At 74.4% G+C, this 18177-nt stretch carries 16 protein-coding genes and 1 pseudogene; 7 read left to right on the top strand and 10 right to left on the bottom strand.

Annotation, left to right across the window (positions count from 1 at the left end; genetic code table 11):
• Nucleotides 1-32: 32 nt before the first annotated feature.
• The 5 genes and pseudogenes from rpsG to AC54T2_RS08000 all read right to left on the bottom strand — a co-directional run bounded on the left by rpsG (nt 33) and on the right by AC54T2_RS08000 (nt 4408).
• Nucleotides 33-503: a 30S ribosomal protein S7 gene (rpsG, locus tag AC54T2_RS08020; protein WP_186342483.1), complete on the bottom strand. Its 471-nt coding sequence runs from the start codon at nt 501-503 to the stop codon at nt 33-35.
• Nucleotides 503-874, bottom strand: a complete 372-nt coding sequence (rpsL, locus tag AC54T2_RS08015) for a 30S ribosomal protein S12 (RefSeq protein ID WP_135266726.1) — start codon at nt 872-874, stop codon at nt 503-505. Before rpsL ends, rpsG begins: the two co-directional genes overlap by 1 nt.
• 199 nt (nt 875-1073) lie before the next feature.
• Nucleotides 1074-2321: pseudogene (locus AC54T2_RS08010) on the bottom strand (MFS transporter); the annotation flags it as partial.
• Between the two features lie 56 nt (nt 2322-2377).
• Nucleotides 2378-2821 carry a MarR family transcriptional regulator gene (locus AC54T2_RS08005; RefSeq protein ID WP_241005322.1) on the bottom strand — a complete coding sequence of 148 codons (444 nt, stop codon included), beginning with the start codon at nt 2819-2821 and terminating at the stop codon, nt 2378-2380.
• Nucleotides 2822-2920: 99 nt separating this feature from the next.
• Nucleotides 2921-4408 carry an NCS2 family permease gene (locus tag AC54T2_RS08000; protein WP_496665924.1) on the bottom strand — a complete coding sequence of 496 codons (1488 nt, stop codon included), beginning with the start codon at nt 4406-4408 and terminating at the stop codon, nt 2921-2923.
• A gap of 66 nt (nt 4409-4474) precedes the next feature.
• On the opposite strand from AC54T2_RS08000, the gene AC54T2_RS07995 reads away from it, so the two are divergent.
• Entirely contained in the window at nt 4475-4762 is a 288-nt protein-coding gene (locus AC54T2_RS07995) for a DUF2530 domain-containing protein (protein ID WP_496665923.1), read from the top strand.
• Nucleotides 4759-5358, top strand: a complete 600-nt coding sequence (locus tag AC54T2_RS07990) for a class I SAM-dependent methyltransferase (protein ID WP_496665922.1) — start codon at nt 4759-4761, stop codon at nt 5356-5358. The genes AC54T2_RS07995 and AC54T2_RS07990 overlap by 4 nt, the downstream gene beginning before the upstream one ends.
• 10 nt (nt 5359-5368) lie before the next feature.
• Here AC54T2_RS07990 and AC54T2_RS07985 read toward each other — a convergent pair whose 3' ends face one another.
• Nucleotides 5369-6151, bottom strand: a complete 783-nt coding sequence (locus AC54T2_RS07985) for a DUF3027 domain-containing protein (RefSeq protein WP_186342487.1) — start codon at nt 6149-6151, stop codon at nt 5369-5371.
• A 107-nt stretch (nt 6152-6258) separates the two neighbouring features.
• Here AC54T2_RS07985 and AC54T2_RS07980 point away from each other — a divergent pair, with 107 nt between their 5' ends.
• Nucleotides 6259-7683 (top strand): MFS transporter, encoded by a 1425-nt coding sequence (locus AC54T2_RS07980; protein ID WP_241005320.1) that lies wholly within the window; start codon nt 6259-6261, stop codon nt 7681-7683.
• Between the two features lie 31 nt (nt 7684-7714).
• Here the strand turns inward: AC54T2_RS07980 and AC54T2_RS07975 are convergent, their stop codons facing one another.
• Nucleotides 7715-8110, bottom strand: a complete 396-nt coding sequence (locus AC54T2_RS07975) for a cold-shock protein (protein ID WP_186342489.1) — start codon at nt 8108-8110, stop codon at nt 7715-7717.
• A gap of 195 nt (nt 8111-8305) precedes the next feature.
• Between AC54T2_RS07975 and AC54T2_RS07970 the strand changes: the two genes are divergently transcribed.
• Complete coding sequence (locus tag AC54T2_RS07970) at nt 8306-10447, top strand: S8 family serine peptidase (protein ID WP_496665921.1); 2142 nt, start codon at nt 8306-8308, stop codon at nt 10445-10447.
• A 34-nt stretch (nt 10448-10481) separates the two neighbouring features.
• On the opposite strand, the gene AC54T2_RS07965 is transcribed toward AC54T2_RS07970, so the two are convergent.
• Genes AC54T2_RS07965 through AC54T2_RS07955 form a run of 3 tightly spaced genes read right to left on the bottom strand, consistent with a single transcriptional unit; the run spans nt 10482 to nt 13607 of the window.
• A complete protein-coding gene (locus AC54T2_RS07965; RefSeq protein ID WP_496665920.1) occupies nt 10482-11612 on the bottom strand; it encodes an RDD family protein in 1131 nt (376 codons plus the stop codon).
• Nucleotides 11613-11622: 10 nt separating this feature from the next.
• Complete coding sequence (locus AC54T2_RS07960) at nt 11623-12795, bottom strand: FHA domain-containing protein (RefSeq protein WP_186342492.1); 1173 nt, start codon at nt 12793-12795, stop codon at nt 11623-11625.
• Nucleotides 12792-13607 (bottom strand): PP2C family protein-serine/threonine phosphatase, encoded by an 816-nt coding sequence (locus AC54T2_RS07955; RefSeq protein ID WP_186342493.1) that lies wholly within the window; start codon nt 13605-13607, stop codon nt 12792-12794. Before AC54T2_RS07955 ends, AC54T2_RS07960 begins: the two co-directional genes overlap by 4 nt.
• Before the next feature lie 320 nt (nt 13608-13927).
• Here AC54T2_RS07955 and AC54T2_RS07950 point away from each other — a divergent pair, with 320 nt between their 5' ends.
• The 3 genes from AC54T2_RS07950 to AC54T2_RS07940 are packed head-to-tail and all read left to right on the top strand — an operon-like array spanning nt 13928 to nt 18158.
• Nucleotides 13928-15946, top strand: coding sequence for a helicase C-terminal domain-containing protein (locus AC54T2_RS07950; RefSeq protein WP_241005319.1), 2019 nt, complete (start codon nt 13928-13930; stop codon nt 15944-15946).
• A 21-nt stretch (nt 15947-15967) separates the two neighbouring features.
• Nucleotides 15968-16492 carry a CGNR zinc finger domain-containing protein gene (locus tag AC54T2_RS07945; RefSeq protein ID WP_489975796.1) on the top strand — a complete coding sequence of 175 codons (525 nt, stop codon included), beginning with the start codon at nt 15968-15970 and terminating at the stop codon, nt 16490-16492.
• A gap of 19 nt (nt 16493-16511) precedes the next feature.
• Nucleotides 16512-18158 (top strand): DNA repair helicase XPB, encoded by a 1647-nt coding sequence (locus AC54T2_RS07940; RefSeq protein ID WP_186342496.1) that lies wholly within the window; start codon nt 16512-16514, stop codon nt 18156-18158.
• Nucleotides 18159-18177: the final 19 nt, after the last annotated feature.

Raw genomic sequence — 18177 nt, 5'->3', positions numbered from 1 at the left:
ACGCCGCGGGGAGCGGGTGCGGCCCCTCGCCGTCACCAGCGGTAGTGGGCGAAGGCCTTGTTGGACTCGGCCATCTTGTGGGTGTCCTCGCGCTTCTTCACAGCGGCGCCGAGGCCGTTGCTCGCGTCGAGGATCTCGTTCATCAGGCGCTCGGACATGGTCTTCTCGCGGCGGTCGGCCGCGTAGCCCACGAGCCAGCGCAGCGCGAGCGTGGTGGAGCGGTTGGCCTTGACCTCGACCGGGACCTGGTAGGTCGCGCCGCCGACGCGGCGGGACTTGACCTCGATGGCCGGCTTGACGTTGTCCATCGCGCGCTTGAGCGTGACGACCGGGTCGGTGCCGGTCTTCTCGCGGCAGCCCTCGAGGGCGGTGTAGACGATGCGCTGCGCCACGGCCTTCTTGCCGTCCTGCAGGACCTTGCTCACGAGCTGGGTCACCAGCTGGGAGCCGTAGACGGGGTCGACGACGAGGGGGCGCTTGGGAGCGGGACCCTTGCGAGGCATTACTTCTCCTTCTTCGCGCCGTAGCGGCTGCGGGCCTGCTTGCGGTTCTTGACACCCTGGGTGTCGAGCGAGCCGCGGATGATCTTGTAGCGGACGCCGGGAAGGTCCTTCACACGGCCGCCGCGGACGAGCACGATCGAGTGCTCCTGCAGGTTGTGACCGACGCCCGGGATGTAGGCCGTGACCTCGACGCCGCTGCTCAGGCGCACGCGGGCGACCTTGCGGAGGGCGGAGTTCGGCTTCTTCGGGGTGGTCGTGTAGACGCGGGTGCAGACGCCTCGGCGCTGCGGGGATCCCTTCAGGGCAGGCGTCTTGCTCTTGGACACCTTGTCCTGGCGGCCCTTGCGGACCAGCTGGTTGATGGTGGGCACCGGGTGGTTCCCTCTCTCTGTCTGCTCTTCACGGCTCGGCGCGTTGCCGGGCTCGGGTGTGTTGCGCTGTTGCGTGTGCCTGTTGCGAATACCGTGGCCAGCCGGGGCCGCGGCAGTGGACGCCGCGAGTTCCGAGCATGGGCATGGGTCTGGACGGGCCAGACACGAGGATTGAGGCTACTCGGGCCTCACGGCAGGGTCAAAATGCCGCGTGGGCGTCCGGGCGGCTCGCCTGGGGGGTGTGCGCGCGTCGCGCCCGCTGGGACCGGAGGTAGAGGGCCGCGCAGAGGGCCGCCCCGGCGATGGTCAGCAGCCCGCCGCCCAGCAATGTCCACCGGGCACCGTACTCCTGGCCGATCCAGCCGATGATGGGGGCGCCCACGGGCGTGCCGCCCATGAAGATCATCAGGTAGAGCGCCATCACGCGCCCGCGCACCCCGGCATCGGTGTGCAGCTGCATGTAGGTGTTGGCGCTGGTGATGAAGGTGAGCGCGGCGAGGCCGGTGACGGGTGCGAGCAGGGCGAAGGTGAGGTAGGAGGGCATCAGCCCGGCCAGCATCACGGTCGCGCCGAAGGCGAGGGCGGCGCCGACGACGAGGCGGTGGCGGACCTGGTTGCGCCGGGCGGCCAGCAGCGCACCGGTGAGGGAGCCGACGGCCAGGAAGGTGCCCAGCAGGCCGAACTCCTGGGGGCCCTTGCCGAAGACCTCGGTCGCCATGAGCGCGGACGTGATCTGGAAGTTGAGCCCGAAGGTGCCCGCGAAGAACACCAGGCCGAGCACGAGCATCAGGTCGGGCCGGGCACGGACGTAGGCCACGCCCTCGCGGAGGGCGCCCGGGCCGCGGTCGGCCGGTGCTGCGGCGGCGATCCGGCTGGTGTCGAGGTGGCGCAGCGACCAGATCGGAGCGGCGTACGACACCGCGTTGAGCAGGATCACCCAGCCGGTGGCGACCGCTCCCCCACCGAACGCGGCGATGAGCACGCCGGCCAGGCCGGGGCCGACGAGCCGGGCGGCGTTGAAGCTCGCCGAGTTGAGGCCCACGGCGTTGGTGAGGTCGCCGGGATCGACCAGCTCGGAGACGAACGACTGGCGGGCCGGGCCGTCGAACGCCGAGGCCGAGCCGAGCACGAAGGCCAGCACGTAGACGTGCCACACCTCGGCGACGCCGGTGACGGCGAGGAGGCCGAGGACGGCCGCGGGCAGCGCCATGCCGAGGTTGGTCAGCTGCAGCAGGCGGTGCTTGGGCATCCGGTCGGCGATCAGGCCCGCGAACGGGGTCAGCAGCAGGACGGGCAGGAACTGGAGCCCGGTCGTGATGCCGAGGGCGGTGCCGCCCGACCCGACGGCGAGCTCGAGCACCAGCCAGTCCTGGGCGACGCGCTGCATCCAGGTGCCGGTGTTGGACACCACCCCGCCGGCTGCGTAGCGGCGGTAGTTGGCGTTGGAGAGGGAACGGAACGTGGGGCTCGTGGGAACTCCTCAGTCGTGCATCGGTCAGGTGGTCAGTCGGCGGCGGCGAGCCGCATCAGGATCGGCGCGGCGTCGCGGAGCGCGGCACGCTCCTCGCGGGTCAGACCGGCCAGGCGCTGGGCGAGCCACGCGTCGCGCCGTTGGCGGTCGGCCAGCACGGCCGCGCGCCCGGCGTCCGTGATCGACACGACGACCTGGCGCCCGTCGGTGTCGTGGGGGCGGCGCTCGACGTAGCCGTCGCCCTCGAGGCAGTTGACCGTGCGGGTCATCGACGGCGGCTGGACGCGCTCCGCGCGGGCCAGGTCGCCGACGGTCTGGTCGCCCATCCGCACGAGCAGGCCGAGCACGACCATCTGCGGGATGCTCAGGTCGTTGTCCGGGTGGCGCTCGGCGGCGAGGCGACGGCGCAGGCGCATGACCCCGGCACGGAGCTCGGAGGCGAGCCCGGCGTCGGAGCGCAGGTCGGGGGACGGCATATCGTTAGCATAAGTCATTACCTCTGCTAACCATTCCGTGACGACCGCGTCGGGTCGGTCACACCCCTCCCCGGGGGGCGGGGAGTCCCGGGACTCGGCTCAGGACAGCAGGCGGTCGATCGGCGTGTAGGCGAAGTAGACGACGAAGAGCCCGGCGACGAGCCACATGAGCGGGTGGACGGCCCGCGCCTTGCCGAGGACCACCTTGATGAACACGTAGGCCACGAAGCCCGCGCCGATGCCGACCGAGATCGAGTAGGTGAAGGGCATCAGGACGACGGTGAGGAACGCGGGGATCGCCACCTCGAGGTCGCGCCAGTCGATCTCGGAGACCTGCTGCATCATCAAGAAGCCCACCAGCACCAGCGCCGGGACGGCGGCCTCGGACGGGATGGCCGAGACGAGGGGGGTGAAGAAGGTGGCGAGCAGGAAGAGCGCGCCGGTGACGACGGCGGCCAGGCCGGTGCGGGCGCCCTCGCCGACGCCCGAGGCGCTCTCGATGTAGGAGGTGTTGGACGAGACCCCGGCGGCACCGCCGGCGATCGCGGCTACCGAGTCGACGACCAGGATGCGCTGCGCGTGCGGCGGCGTGCCGTGCTCGTCATTGAGGCCGGCCTCGGCGCCGATGGCGGTCATCGTGCCCATCGTGTCGAAGAAGTCGGCCAGCATCAGGGAGAAGATCAGGAGCAGCGCGGCCAGGATCCCCGTGCCGGTGTCGTCGAAGGCGCCGAAGAGGTCGACCTCGCCGAGGGTGTCGAAGGACGGCAGCGCCACCACGTCGCCGCTCAGCGTGGGCACGCTGAGCGCCCAGCCCTTCGGGTTTCCCGCCGAGACCTTACCCAGGTCGCCGATCGCCTCGACCGCGACCGCGACCACGCTCGTGAGGACGATCGAGATCAGGATGGCCCCGCGCACCTTGCGCACCCACAGCGCGACCATCAGGGCCAGCCCCAGGCAGAAGACCAGCACCGGCCAGCCGCCGAGGTGGCCGTCCGGACCGAGCTGGACCGGCACGCTCGTGTTGAAGGCATCGGGGACGCGGGTCACGACGCGGGCGTCGACGAACCCGATGAGCGCGATGAACAGGCCGATCCCGACCGAGATCGCCACCTTGAGCTGCTGAGGCACGGCGTGGAAGACCGCCTTGCGGAAGCCGGTGAGCACCAGCGCCAGGATCACGATGCCCTCGAGGACGACCAGGCCCATCGCCGCACCCCAGGTGGTCTCGCGGGCGATCGTGTTGGCCACGAACGCGTTGAGCCCGAGGCCGGTCGCGAGAGCGAGCGGGAAGTTGGCGAACCCGCCCATCGCGATGGTGAGCACGCCGGCGACCAGCGCGGTGCCGGCCGCGATGGCCGCGATGCCGCTGCCCGGCTCGGCGCCGCCGCCGAGGAAGGCGCCGGTCGAGTCGGGCGCGTAGCCGAGGATGAGCGGGTTGAGCACGATGATGTAGGCCATCGTCAAGAAGGTCACGACACCGCCGCGGACCTCGCGACCGACAGTGGATCCGCGCTCGCTGATCTGGAAGAACCCGTCGAGGCCGGAGCCCTGCGGCCGCCGCGGTGCTGTCTGCGTCTTCTCGCTCACGAAACCGCAGTGTGGCACGTCTGCGCCGCCCTCGGGGGGAGTGTCCGCCGCGTGTAGCGTGGAGGCGTGGACCTGGGTGACGAGCAGCCGATGCGGCACGAGATCGGCAGGCGGACCTACGTCGTCGCACCGGTCGAGCCGCTCGACGTCGACGGCGTCCGCACGACGGAGGTCGGCACGGTCCTGTGGCTGCTCGGGTTCCTGGGCCTGCTGCCCTTCTGGGGTGCCCTCGAGGACAGCGGGCGCACCTGGTGGCTGTGGACCTGCCTGGCCGGCTTCGGGCTGGGACTGTGCGGGCTGGAGTACTGCCGGCGCCGGCGCAAGGAGCGCGCCTCGAGGCAGGACCGGGCGTGACGCTGCCCCCGACCCGCTGGGAGCTCGCCGGCGAGGACAACCGCGGCTACGGCCGCCACTTCGCCGACATCGTGGCCCGCGGCGCCGATGTGGAGGGCGAGGCCAGGCTGGCTGACGCCCTCGTCGCGCGCGAGGCCAGGATCATCGACATCGGCTCGGGCATGGGCCGGGTGGCGGCCGCGCTCGCCGCGCGGGGCCACCACGTCGTCGCGACGGAGCCCGACGCCGCGCTGCGCGAGCAGTCACGGGCGACGTACGCCGACCTCGAGGTCCTCCCCCACGACGCGCTGGCACTCGACCCGGCCGAGCTCGGCACGTTCGACCTCGCCGTGCTCGTCGGCAACGTGATGATCTTCCTCGCCGAGGGCACCGAGCGCAGCGTGCTCGAGCGGGTCCGCGACCTGCTCGCCCCCACCGGGCGGGCGCTCGTCGGCTTCCACCTCGAGGCGGTCAAGGCGGGGAGCCGCACCTACCCGGCAGACGAGTTCGTCGCCGACGCCGAGGCGGCGGGGCTGCGGGTGGTGCACCGCTTCGGCAGCTACGAGCTGCACGAGCCGGTCGACGACTACGCGGTGTGGGTGCTGGCCAGGGCCTGAGCCCGACCGGTCAGATCGGCTCGAGGTCGTCGTCGAGCAGCGTGTCGAAGACGTGGTCGGGCATCGGGATCGGCTGCTGCTTGCGCGCGAGCTTGACCTCGGAGTGGGCGCCGCAGCCGTGGTCGAAGGTCACGACCCGGCCGTCGTCGTTGGCGTTGCCGTTGGCGCACACGCCGAACCGGTCGGCCAGCGAGCCGCTGAGCCGCACCAGGAAGCCGCACGACCAGCAGGTCTCCGGGGCGCCCTTCGCCAGCGGCGAGTCGGGACCACCCGGGCCGGCGTACCAGCGCTCGGCGGCCATGTCGATGCCCTCACGGCTCAGGGTGCGCACCCGCCCGAGGCCGAGGTCGTCGGCCACCCGGCGCACCTGCGCGCGGTCGTCGGCGTCGAGCGGGTCGTCGCCCACCAGGTAGGTCGGGACCAGGCGGGCGTCCTCGTCCTCGACGGGCAGCAGGTCGCCCGGGGACAGGTCGCCGGGCTGGAGGCGCTCCTTGTAGGGCACCCACGGCGGCGCCACGATGGCGTCGTCGCCGGGCAGCAGCACGACCTCGTTGACGGTGATGTCCTTGCCGCGCTTGGCACGGGTGAGGGTGACCGACCAGTACCAGCCGGGGTAGCCGGCGCGCAGGCAGGCGAAGTGGTGGGTGACCACGCGCTCCCCCTCGGCGCGCGCGCCGAGGTGGTCGCCCACGTCGGTCGGGTCGGCGACCTCGAGGACGACGCTGCGGGCGAGCTCGACGGCCTTGGCGAGGACCGAGTCGGCCTTGCCGGCGCGGGTGGGGAGAGCGATCACCGGTGCATCATCGCAAACGATCGGCTGTCCTGTCCCGTCGGGACGGGCGCTGGGACAGGACCGGGATGTCGGGCACGGGCGTCGGACGGGTAGGCCAAGATGGTCCCGTGACGTCCGAGCGCCCCGACCCCGCCACGGGACCGCGGACCGCGGACGCTTCGGGCCCGGCCCGCCGCGGGACCGTGCGCCGCTCGCTCACCGGCGCTGCCCGGGGCGTGCGGGCCGTCGGCCACGGCGCTCGCGTCGTCGGGCGGGGCGCAGGCAGCGCCGGCCACTTCGCGGTCGCCCAGGCGCGGCGGGCCGCCCGCGCCGAGGGCGCCGGCGACTCGGGGCTCTCCCGCCTCATCGAGCTGCACGCGTTCAACGCCGCCGGCGATGCAGCGGTGGCGATCTCGCTCGCCGGCACGCTGTTCTTCCAGGTGCCCACGGGCGAGGCACGCGGCCAGGTCGCGCTGTTCCTCGGCCTGACGATGCTGCCCTTCGCCATCGTCGCGCCGCTCATCGGCCCGTTCCTCGACCGCTTCAGCCACGGCCGCCGGTGGGCGGTCGGCGCGACGATGGCCATCCGAGGCTTCCTCTGCTGGGTGCTCGCGACCGCGGTCGTCACCGAGTCGGCGTGGCTGTTCCCGGCCGCGCTCGGCTGCCTCGTCGCGTCCAAGGCCTACGGCGTGACCCGGGCGGCCGCCGTGCCGCGACTGCTGCCCCCCGACCTGACGCTGGTCAAGGCCAACGCCCGGGTCTCCCTCGCCGGCGTGGTCGGCGCCGGCGTGTCGGCACCGCTGGCGATCCTCGCCTCCACCTTCGGCCCGGAGTGGTCGCTGCGCTACGGCTTCGTGATCTTCGTCCTCGCCACGATCTGGGCCATCCGGCTGCCCGAGAAGGTCGACGCCAGCCACGGCGAGGGCGAGATGGTGCTCACCGGCTCCGCCGACGAGGACCACACGGGGCACCGGCCGCGCACCCGCATCCCGGCCGCCGTGGCGTTCGCGCTGCGGGCCAACTGCGGGCCACGGTGGCTCTCGGGGTTCCTCACGATGTTCATGGCGTTCCTGCTGCGCGACAACCCGATCGGCGAGTGGAGACCGGAGGTCCTGCTCGCCCTGGTGATCGGCGGGGCCGGCCTCGGCAACACGCTCGGCATCACGATCGGGTCGCTGCTGCGCCGCCTCAACCCGGCGATGACCGTGGTGCTCGCCCTGCTGGCCGACGCCGTGGTGGCCACGCTGGCCGCGCTGTTCTACGGGGTGGTGACGCTGGTGCTGCTCGGGCTGACCGCGGGCCTCGCCCAGTCGCTGGCCAAGCTGTCGCTCGACTCGACCATCCAGCGCGACATCCCCAGCCGCATCCAGGCGAGCGCGTTCGCGCGCTCCGACACCACGCTGCAGCTGGCGTGGGTGATCGGCGGCTTCGTCGGCATCGCCATGCCGCTGATGCCGCAGCTCGGCCTGGGCATCGCGGCCGGCGTGCTGGGGGCGTGGGCGACGTTCGTGCTGCTCAGCCGGCCCGCACGCACCGAGCCGGCCCGCGCCTGAGCGGACCCCCGGGGCGGGGGTCGGTGCCCGGTCAGGCGTCGAGCTCGTCGGCGAGGGCCCGGAGCACCTTGGCGGTGCCGCGGGCGGCCGCGCGCTCGGGGTGCCGACCGCGGCGGTAGGTCTCCTCGACGCCCTCGAGCATCTTGATGAGGTCCTCGACGATGGTGACCATGTCCTCGGGCCGCTTGCGCTGGGCGTTGCGCTGGTTGCGCGCGACGGAGGCGGGTGCGTCGAGCACCCGCACCTGCAGGGCCTGGTCGCCGCGGCGACCCTGGGCGATGCCGAACTCGACCTTGGTGCCCGCCTTGAGGGAGGTGGTGCCCTCGGGCAGGGCGTCGGCGTGGACGTAGACGTCCGGGCCGCTCTCCTGCGACAGGAAGCCGAAGCCCTTCTCCGCGTCGTACCACTTCACCTTGCCAGTCGGCACGGTCCACCCCACTCAGCTCGACGTCCGGAGCCACGTGGTGCCACGCGGCCCGGCACAGGATAGGGGGCGGCGACGAGTCGCGCCCACCTGGTTGTCGGGGGGCCTGTGATCTGGTGACATGTCTGCTGGAACCATGGGACGCTCGGGGGCTCACCGCGCTGGGGGCGGGGGCCACGTCGCGGAGCGGGAGGACACGTGCGGGCACGACGGGCAGGACGGATCATCGGCTGCGCCGTGCTCGCGCTCGGCGCCGGGATCGCCGCCCACGGCACCGCCCTCGCCGACGACGCCACCGCCGCCACCTCCACCACCGCCGCCACCGCCGCCACCGCCGCCACCGGCGAGCTCACGCTCGTCACCCTGGCGGGCGCCGGCACGTCCGCCGGCCGGGCCGAGGCGCCGGACCTCCTCGCCGAGCAGGACGCCGTCCTCGCCGCCGTCGGGGCAGGCGCACCCGTCTACCGCTGGACCACGGCCCTCAACGGGTTCGCCGTGCGGCTGACGGAGCAGCAGCTGACCGCTCTCGACGACCAGCCCGCGGTGGCGTCGGTCGAGCCCGACACGATCCGGCCGATGGCCGGGCGCACGTCGCCGGCCGCCGTCCGCGCCGCTGCCGCCAGCCCGCGCCTGCGCGGCGGGGCCGGTGTCGTGGTGGGTGTCGTCGACTCGGGCATCGCACCGCAGTCACCCGCCTTCGCCGAGGTCCCCGGACTCGGCGCCGACCCCGAGGCCTTCGCCGGCGCGTGCGTCGAGGGCCAGGGCTGGAGCGCCGACGACTGCACCCGCAAGATCGTCGGCGCGCGGTGGTACGTCGACGGCTTCGGCGCCGACCGGGTGCGCACCTCTGAGTCGCTCTCGGCCCTCGACACCCTCGGTCACGGCACGCAGGTCTCCTCCGTCGCGGCCGGCAACGCCGGCGTCAGCGTCCGGGTCGACCAGCGGGACGCCGGCTTCTTCGGCGGGGTCGCCCCGCAGGCGCGGATCGCCGCCTACAAGGCCTGCTGGGGCGCGCCCGACCCCGCCGACGACGGCTGCTCCACCGCCGACGTGGTCTCCGCGGTCGACGCCGCCGTGGCCGACGGCGTCGACGTGCTCAGCCTCGCCCTGTCCGGCGGGGAGGGCATCGACATCCTCCAGCTCGCGCTCCTGGGCGCCGCCGAGGCCGACATCGTGGTCGTCGGCGCCTCCGGCAACACCGGCGGCTCGGCCTACGCCGCCCACGCAGGGCCGTGGGTGACGACGGTCGGCTCCGCGGTGGGCCGGATGTCCCGCGGCCGGGTCACGCTGCCCGACGGCCGCTCCTGGACCGGCGGCGGCCGGCCCTCCCGGGTGAGCGCGCGCGCCGTCCTCGCGCGGCGCGCGGCAGCCCCGGACGTGTCGCGCCGGGCGGCCGCCCAGTGCCGCCTCGGCGCCCTCGACTCCCGCCTCGTGGCCGACCGGATCGTGGTGTGCGAGCGCGGCGCCATCGGCCGCATCGACAAGTCCGAGTCGGTCGCGCAGGCCGGAGGTCGGGCGATGGTGCTCGTCAACCGGCGTCCCGGCGCGATCACCGCCGACCTCCACGCCGTGCCGACCGTCCACCTCCCCGCGCGGGCGGGGCGCTCGTTCAGCCGGTGGGTGGCCCGGCACCCCGACGCCCGGGTGAGCATGGCGCGCGACGCCGGACGGCCCGGCACCCGCCGCACGGCCCGGTGGAGCGCCTCGGGTGACCCGCGCGGCGTCACCCTCAAGCCCGACGCCGTCGCCGACGGCGATGCTGTGCTGGGCGCGCTGCCGGAGTCCACCGGCCGCAGCTGGGGCGTCTTCAGCGGCAGCTCCGCCGCCACCGCGCACGCCGCCGGCCTCGCGGCGCTGGTGCGGGCCCGGCACCCCGAGCGGTCGGCAGCGGTCGTCCGGTCGCTGCTCGTGACGTCGGCCCGTCCCGTCCCGGGCGCCTCCCCGCTCGCGCAGGGCACCGGCGCCCTCCCCAGCCAGGCCCCGACCGCCCACCTCGCCCTCGACGTCGCACCGCAGGAGTGGCGTCGTGCGCTGCGCCGCCACCTGCTCGCGCGGCTCAACACCAGCTCGGTGCTGATGCCGGCGCGTCGCCAGCGCGCGGTGCGCACGGTGACCAACATCGGCACCCGCCCGGAGTACTTCTCGGTGACGGCCCGCGGCTTCTCCTCCCACCGCGTGCGCGTGCAGCCGCTCGCCGTACGCCTCGCCCCCGGCGAGTCGGCCGACTTCACCGTCACCGTCACCGGGCCGGTCACGCCGGGCCAGCTCGACGACGGCATGCTCGTGTGGCGCGGCGCCCGTGGGGGCGTGACCCGCGTGCCGGTCGCCCTGACCCGCTGACGCACCGCCCGCCGCGACGACGGCGGGGACGGGCTCAGCCCTCCCGGGAGACGACCATCTCGCGGTCGCCGTAGACGACCTTGTCGCCGTCGACGAGCGCGGCGGGCTTGCCCGGGGCGAGCTGGCGCGAGACACCCTGGCGCACGAGCACCGTGCCGTTGGTGGACCCCCGGTCCATGACGACGAGCGTGCCGTCGGATGCCGGGCCGAACTGGGCGTGCGTCTTGGAGACCGACATGTCGGCCGAGGACAGCGGGACCAGGTGGGCCACCTGCTCGCCCGCTCGCGGCTCGGGACGACGCCCGACCAGCGCGAGCCCGGCGATCACGAAGCTCTCGCCGTTGTCGAAGTGCACCCGCCAGCGCGCGGGGGCCGGCGGCATCGCCGCGGCGGCGGGCGGCCGGGGCGGCACCGGGACCGGCTGCTGGACCGGCTGCTGGGCGGGCTGGACCGGGGCCGGCGCCCACTGCGGCGGCGCGGACCGCGCCTGCTGCACCGGCTGCGGCTGCTGCGGCTGGGACTGGGACCGGTGGGCGGGGGCGGGGGCGGGGGCGGTCGGGTCGGCGGGGAGCGCAGGGCGGCGCGTCGAGTGCTCGGGTCGCTCCGGCGTGCGCACCGGCTCCACCGGCGGAGCCGGCACCAGTCGCATCGCGGTGAGGTTGACGATGTGGCGCGGGGCCTCCTGGACCGACGCGTCGTCGGCCTCGTCGGCCGGGCGTACGTCGACCACCACGGTGTGCGCCAGGTGGTCGTGCCAGCCGCGGCGCTGCCGGCCGCGGTCCTCCACGGCCGTCCAGGCCAGGGTGGCCACGCCGATGCCGAACGTCGGGAGCCCGGCCGCCCCCAGCACGAGCTGGCGCAGGAGGGCCGGCCCGACGCCGATCGGGGTGCCGGTGCCGTGGTGCACCACCCGGAGCCCGGTGAGCGCCTTGCCGGGCGAGGTGCCGCTGACGCCGAGCACCACCGCCTGGACGAGCCACAGCAGCGCGGTCGCGCCGGCGACCGCGCCCACCACCGTCCACGGGTCGTCGGAGACCACGAGCGCGGTCACGACGCCGACGGCGGCGATGAGGCCCCAGGCGAGGAGCCGGTCGATCGCGAACGCGACGAAGCGTCGGTCGAGCTCGGCGACGGGGTAGGTCAGGGAGTGGGGGTGGTGGGTCACGGGGCGCTGCTCAGGGGTTGGTCACCTGGATGGTGACACCGTCGCCGAGGTCGAGGACGGCGCCGGGGATCAGGCTGACGGCGATGCCGGGCTTGAGGTCCTCGGGGTCGAGACCGGGCTGGGCGAGGACGGTGCCGTTGGTGGAGCCCAGGTCGGTCGCGATCGCGGAGCCGTGGTCGGCCCCCGCACCCGGGCGGATCTCGAGGTGGGTCGAGGAGATCTCCTGGTGGGGGCTGGGCACGGTGACGACGTGCGGCAGCTCGTGGGAGGGAAAGCGCCGCGCCTCGGGGGCGCGGCCCACCAGCACGGTGCGGTCGACGGCCACGACGTCGCCGGTGGAGAAGACCAGCGAGGCGACGGGCTGCGCGACGACGTCGGGAGCCATCTCCTGGCCCGGGACGGGCGGACGGTCGAAGTCGGCGACCCGGTCCCCGGCCTGCGTCTGGCCGTCGCGGTCGGACCAGTCGTCGGCCACGACCGGGGTCTCGCCGGTGGGCGTCGGGTCGTCGCCCGGAGCGCCGAACTCCATCGGCGCCCCGGCGGCGGGAGACGCGAGGAGGTCACCGGCGGGAGCGGCGGGCTCGACACGGGGCTCGGCGGGCGCCGCGGGCTCGACCGGTTGCTCGGCGGGCGCCGCGGGCTCGACCGGTTGCTCGGCGGGAGGCTCGGGCTGGACGGGGAGCTCCGGGGCGAGGGGCGCAGGCTGCTCGACGTCGGGCTCCTGTGCGGGGGCGGCGACCGGCTCCTCGGCGGGTGACGGCGCACCGAACTCGACCACCGACACGCGGGCCAGCCCGGCGGTGAGGGGGTGGTCGGCGGAGCCCTCGCCGGTGAGGGTGACCCGCACGCTGGTGATCCCGGGGAGCACCCGCTCGGCCCAGGTGGCGCCGGGTGCGGCCGTCACGATCTCGTCCTCGCCGGCCGAGGCGACCGTCGCGGTGGGCGCGCCGCGCACGATCAGGCGCGTCGCGTCGTCGCTGTGGGCGACGAGGGCGAAGTGGTCGAGCGAGGAGAGCCCGGCGGCGAGCAGCTCGTCGAGCAGCGCGTCGGCGCCGGCCCCGGAGTCTGCGAGGTCCCACAACCCGGCCACGCGCCCGCGCTGGCTGCCCGGCAGCAGGACCGTCACCCGGTCTCCCACCACGGCGTACCAGTCCCCCGGTGCGAACCTGGCCTCAGTGCTCACTGTCGTCCCCCCAGCTTGGATTCAAGACTCTGCAGCTGGCGCTGGGAGTCGTAGGTCGCGTCCTTGACCAATCCCACCACATCGACGACGACCGCCGTGGCGTTGTCGCGACCCCCGGCCGCCACGGCTGCCCGCACCAGCGTGTCGGCGGCGTCGCGTGGGTCGTCGACGGAGTCGAGGATCCCCTCGATCTCCGTGTCCTCGATCATCCCGGTCACCCCGTCGCTGCACAGCAGGAGACGCTCGACCGAGCCGAGGGGCAGGAGGAAGAAGTCGGGCCGGATCCCCTCGGGGCTGCCCAGCGCCCGGGTGATGACGTGTCGCTCCGGATGGACCGAGGCCTGCTCGGCGGTGATGTGCCCGGCGTCGATGAGCTCCTGCACCACCGAGTGGTCGACGCTGACCTGGTCGAGGCGACCGTCGACGATGCGGTAGATCCGGGAGTCGCCGAGGTTGGCCAGGAGCCACTTGGTGACCCCGGCGTCGTCGACGAGCACGGCCACGACGGCGGTGGTGCCGGCGTGCCAGCCGGGGTGGAGCGCGCGGTGCGCGTCGCCGTAGTCGACGATCCGCGACTGGGCCCGCGCGAAGGCCGCGGACACGAGCTCGGCGCCGCGGCGCGGGTCGTAGGCCTCGGCCAGCCTCTGGAACTCCTCGACCACGATCTGGCTCGCGACGTCACCGCCCGCGTGGCCGCCCATGCCGTCGGCGACGACGAAGACGGGCGGCGCGACGAGGTAGGAGTCCTCGTTGACCTTGCGCACCCGCCCGACGTCCGTCGACGCCCCGTGGTGCAGATCAACGTCCAGCATGTCGGCCCTCTTCGCCCCGTCTCGAGATGTGGGGCCGCGGTGACGACCCGGCGAGTAGCGTAGAAGGGATGTCCAGCTCAGAGCGGGCGACACCCGCACGTACCCTCGCCGACCAGCTGCGCAGCTGGCCCGACGAGCGTCTCGTGGCGCTGCTCAGGGCCCGTCCGGATCTCGCCACACCCGCCCCTCAGGATTCCTCGCAGCTGGCCTCGCGAGCTGCCACTCGTTCGTCGATCCACCGCGCCCTCGACGGCCTGGACCGACTCGAGCTGTTCGTCCTTGATGCCCTTCTGGTTGCAGGTCAAACCACTTCGGCGGACGTGATCTCGATCGTCAACGCCGACGAGGCGCGCACGGCGGCGGCGCTCCAGCGACTGCTCGACCTGGCGCTGGCCTGGGAGGGACCGGGCGGCGTGCGCGCACTCACCGGCGTGGCCGACGCGATGCGCGGGATGCCCGGCCTGGTCAGCGGCCTGCGGCCCTCGAGCCCCGACCCGGCGAGCCCCGCCGAGGTGGCCGCCCGGATCGCCGAGCTGTCCCCGGCCGCGACGGCGCTGCTGCACCACGTCGACGAGCACGGAGGTGAGGCCACGACCGGCTCGGCGCGCCGCACCGCCTCCCCCGCCGACGCCCGCTCGCCGGCCGAGGAGCTCCTGAGCCGGCGCCTGCTCGTGCCCCGCGAGGGCGACGCGGTCGTGCTGCCGGGCGAGGTCGGCCTGGCGCTGCGCGGGGGCAGGACCACCCGCGAGCCGGTGGACGACGTGCCGGTGCTCGCCACCTCGCCCCGCGACCCTGCCCTGGTGGCACGGACCGCGGCCGGCGCGGCGTTCGACGTCGTCCGCCGCGTCGAGCTGCTGCTCGACCACTGGGGCGTGCAGCCGCCGAGCGTCCTGCGCAGCGGCGGGCTGGCGGTCCGCGACCTCAAGTCAGTGGCGCGTGAGCTCCACGTCGACGAGGCCGGGGCCGCGCTGATCGTCGAGGTCGCCCTGGCGGCCGGCCTGGTCGCCGAGGCGGCCGACCGCGACGGCACCCCCGCGTGGCTGCCGACCGACGAGTTCGACGTCTGGTCCGGCCTGCCGATGCCGGAGCGGTGGGCCCGACTGGTCGGCGGCTGGCTGGCCAGCAGCCGGATGCCGTCGCTCGTGGGATCGCGCGACGCGGCGGGCAAGGCCTGGAACGCGCTCGCGCCCGAGCTCTCCAGCGGGCTCGCCGAGGAGGCGCGCCGGCTCGCCCTGCGGGTGCTGGCCGAGGTGCCCGAGGGCGAGGTGCTGGCGGTCGGCACCGGCGTCGCCTCGCTCGTGCAGCGCATCGGCTGGCTGCGCCCGCGCCGGCCCACGATCTTCTCCGACCTGGTCGCCGCCGCCCTGGCCGAGGCGGCCGCGCTCGGGGTGAGCGGCGCGGGCGGGCTGCCGCCCAGCGGGCGGCACGTGGCGGCCGGCGACCTGCCCGCGGCCGCCGCGGCGATCGACCCCCACCTGCCCCGGCCCGTCGACCACGTGCTGCTGCAGGCCGACCTCACCGCGGTCGCGCCCGGCCCGCTCGAGACCGAGGTCGCCCGCCGGCTGCACCTGCTCGCCGACGTCGAGTCCCGGGGAGGCGCCACGGTCTACCGCTTCAGCCCCGGCTCGCTGCGGCGCGGCTTCGATGCCGGGTGGTCCAGCGCGGAGGTGCGCGACTTCCTGACCTCGGTGTCGCAGACGTCCGTGCCGCAGCCACTGGAGTTCCTCGTCGACGACGTCGCGCGCACCTTCGGCAGCGTGCGCGTCGGCCACGCGGAGGCGTTCCTGCGCGCCGACGACGAGGCGGCGCTGGCCGCACTCGTGCACGACCCGCGCGGGCGGAGCCTGGGCCTGCGCCTGCTCGCGCCGACGGTCGCGATCGCCACGTCCCCCCTCGACGTCCTCCTGCCGCGGCTGCGCGAGCTCGGCGCCGCGCCCGTCGTGGAGGCCGCCGACGGCACCGTGCGGGTGAGCCGACCCGACCTGCAGCGCGCCCGGGCGCGCCGCGGGCGTCGTCCCGCCGGTGCGGTCGAGGCGCGCCAGGCCGCGCAGGTCCAGGCCGTCGCGACCGCCATCCGTGCCGGCGACCGGGCCGAGTCGTCCCGGCCGCGCAGCGCCGAGGCGACGACGACGCCGTCGGGGGCGCTGGCGGCGCTCCGCGAGGCGATCGAGTCGGGCAGCACGGTCGTCATCGGCTACGTCGACAGCCACGGCGCCACCGGCGAGCGGGTCGTCGACCCGCGACGCCTCGACGGCGGCCGGCTCTCGGCCTACGACCACCGCGCCGACGACGTGCGGGAGTTCGCCGTGCACCGCATCACACGCGTCCGCACCGCGTGATCGCGTCCGTAGACTGGGACCATGGACTTCATCCGGTACGCCGAGCGTGCTGCCGCGCTCGTCAACGCCGAGCTGCCCGACGAGGAGGCGCTGCGCGAGCACCTGGCCGACCGCTCGTGGCTGCACCGCTCGCTGGTCGCCGGCGACGTGGAGTCCGTGCAGGCGTTCCAGGCCGAGCTGCGCCCGGTCTTCGAGGCCTCCGACGTCGACGACGTGCGGCTGGTGGTGAGCTCGCTCAACGCCCTGCTCGCCCAGCACCCGGTGACGCCGATGATCTCCGACCACGACCCCGGCAACCTCCACATGCACGTCGCCAACCGTGCCGCGTCGGTCGCCGAGCTGCTCATCGGCGAGGCGCTGATGGGCCTGGCCACCTTGGTCTGCGACCTGGGCGCGACCCGGCTCGGCACCTGCTCGGAGCCCCGCTGCGACCACGTCTACGTCGACACCTCGCCCAACCAGTCGCGCCGCTACTGCTCGGACCGGTGCTCGTCGCGGGCCAACGTCGCCGCGTTCCGCGCCCGCCAGAAGGCCGCCGCCGGATGAGCCGGTCGCGAGGCCACCGATGAACGACGGTCCCCTCATCGTCCAGTCCGACAAGACGCTGCTGCTCGAGGTCGACCACCCGTCGGCCGCCGAGGCGCGCAAGGCGATCGCGCCCTTCGCCGAGCTCGAGCGCTCCCCCGAGCACATCCACACCTACCGGCTCACCCCGCTCGGGCTCTGGAACGCGCGCGCCGCCGGTCACGACGCCGAGCAGGTCGTCGACGCCCTGCTGACCTGGTCGCGCTACGCCGTGCCGCACGCGCTCCTGGTCGACGTGGCCGAGACGATGGGCCGCTACGGCCGGCTCCGCCTGGAGAAGCACCCCGTCCACGGCCTGGTGCTGTCGTCCACCGACCGGCCCGTGCTGGAGGAGGTGCTGCGCGCCAAGAAGGTCGCCGGGATGATCGGCGCCCGGATCGACGACGACAGCGTCGCGGTCCACCCCAGCGAGCGCGGCAACCTCAAGCAGGCGCTGCTCAAGCTCGGCTGGCCGGCCGAGGACTTCGCCGGCTACGTCGACGGCGAGGCGCACGACATCGACCTCGCCGAGGACGGCTGGACCCTGCGGCCCTACCAGCGCGAGGCGGCCGAGTCGTTCTGGGACGGCGGCTCCGGCGTCGTCGTGCTGCCCTGCGGCGCGGGCAAGACCATCGTCGGCGCGGCCTCGATGGCGCAGGCGCGGGCGACCACGCTCATCCTCGTCACCAACACCGTGAGCGCGCGGCAGTGGAAGGACGAGCTCGTCGCGCGCACCTCGCTCACCGCCGACGAGATCGGCGAGTACTCCGGCTCGGTGAAGGAGGTCCGCCCGGTCACCATCGCGACCTACCAGGTCCTGACCACCAGGCGGAAGGGCGTCTACCCGCACCTCGAGCTGCTGGACGCCCGCGACTGGGGCCTCATCGTCTACGACGAGGTGCACCTGCTGCCGGCGCCGATCTTCCGGATGACCGCCGACCTGCAGGCGCGTCGCCGCCTCGGCCTCACCGCGACGCTGGTGCGCGAGGACGGCCGCGAGGGCGAGGTCTTCTCGCTCATCGGGCCCAAGCGCTACGACGCCCCCTGGAAGGACATCGAGGCGCAGGGCTGGATCGCGCCGGCCGACTGCGTCGAGGTGCGGGTCAGCCTCCCCGACGGCGAGCGGCTGGCCTACGCGACGAGCGACCCCGACACCCGCTACCGCCTCGCCTCGTGCACCCACGCCAAGCTCGACGTCGTACGCCGCCTGGTGCACCAGCACGCGGGCCAGCCGACCCTGGTGATCGGGCAGTACATCGACCAGCTCGACGAGCTCGCCGAGATGCTCGACGCCCCCGTGATCAAGGGCGAGACGCCGGTCAAGGAGCGACAGCGGCTCTTCAACGCGTTCCGCTCCGGTGAGATCGGGCTGCTCGTCGTGAGCAAGGTCGCCAACTTCTCGATCGACCTGCCCTCGGCCGAGGTGGCGATCCAGGTGAGCGGGTCGTTCGGCTCGCGGCAGGAGGAGGCCCAGCGCCTCGGCCGGCTGCTGCGGCCCAAGACCGAGGGGCGCAGCGCCCACTTCTACACGATCGTGTCCCGCGACACGGTCGACGCCGACTTCGCGCAGAACCGCCAGCGGTTCCTCGCCGAGCAGGGCTACGCCTACCGGATCGTCGACGCCGGCGACCTCCCGGCCGACGCCTGACGACGGCCCGGCTTTTCGC

The organism is Nocardioides sp. Z35_8 (assembly GCF_059621125.1).
Note: the sequence above shows the minus strand (reverse complement) of the source record. Positions and strands in the feature narration are given on the sequence as shown.

Coding starts and splice junctions, on each gene's coding strand:
- AC54T2_RS07940 (WP_186342496.1), top strand. CDS start 16,512: ATGAACGACGGTCCCCTCATCGTCCAGTCCGACAAGACGCTGCTGCTC.
- AC54T2_RS07955 (WP_186342493.1), bottom strand. CDS start 13,607: ATGCTGGACGTTGATCTGCACCACGGGGCGTCGACGGACGTCGGGCGG.
- AC54T2_RS08005 (WP_241005322.1), bottom strand. CDS start 2,821: ATGCCGTCCCCCGACCTGCGCTCCGACGCCGGGCTCGCCTCCGAGCTC.
- rpsG (WP_186342483.1), bottom strand. CDS start 503: ATGCCTCGCAAGGGTCCCGCTCCCAAGCGCCCCCTCGTCGTCGACCCC.
- AC54T2_RS07945 (WP_489975796.1), top strand. CDS start 15,968: ATGGACTTCATCCGGTACGCCGAGCGTGCTGCCGCGCTCGTCAACGCC.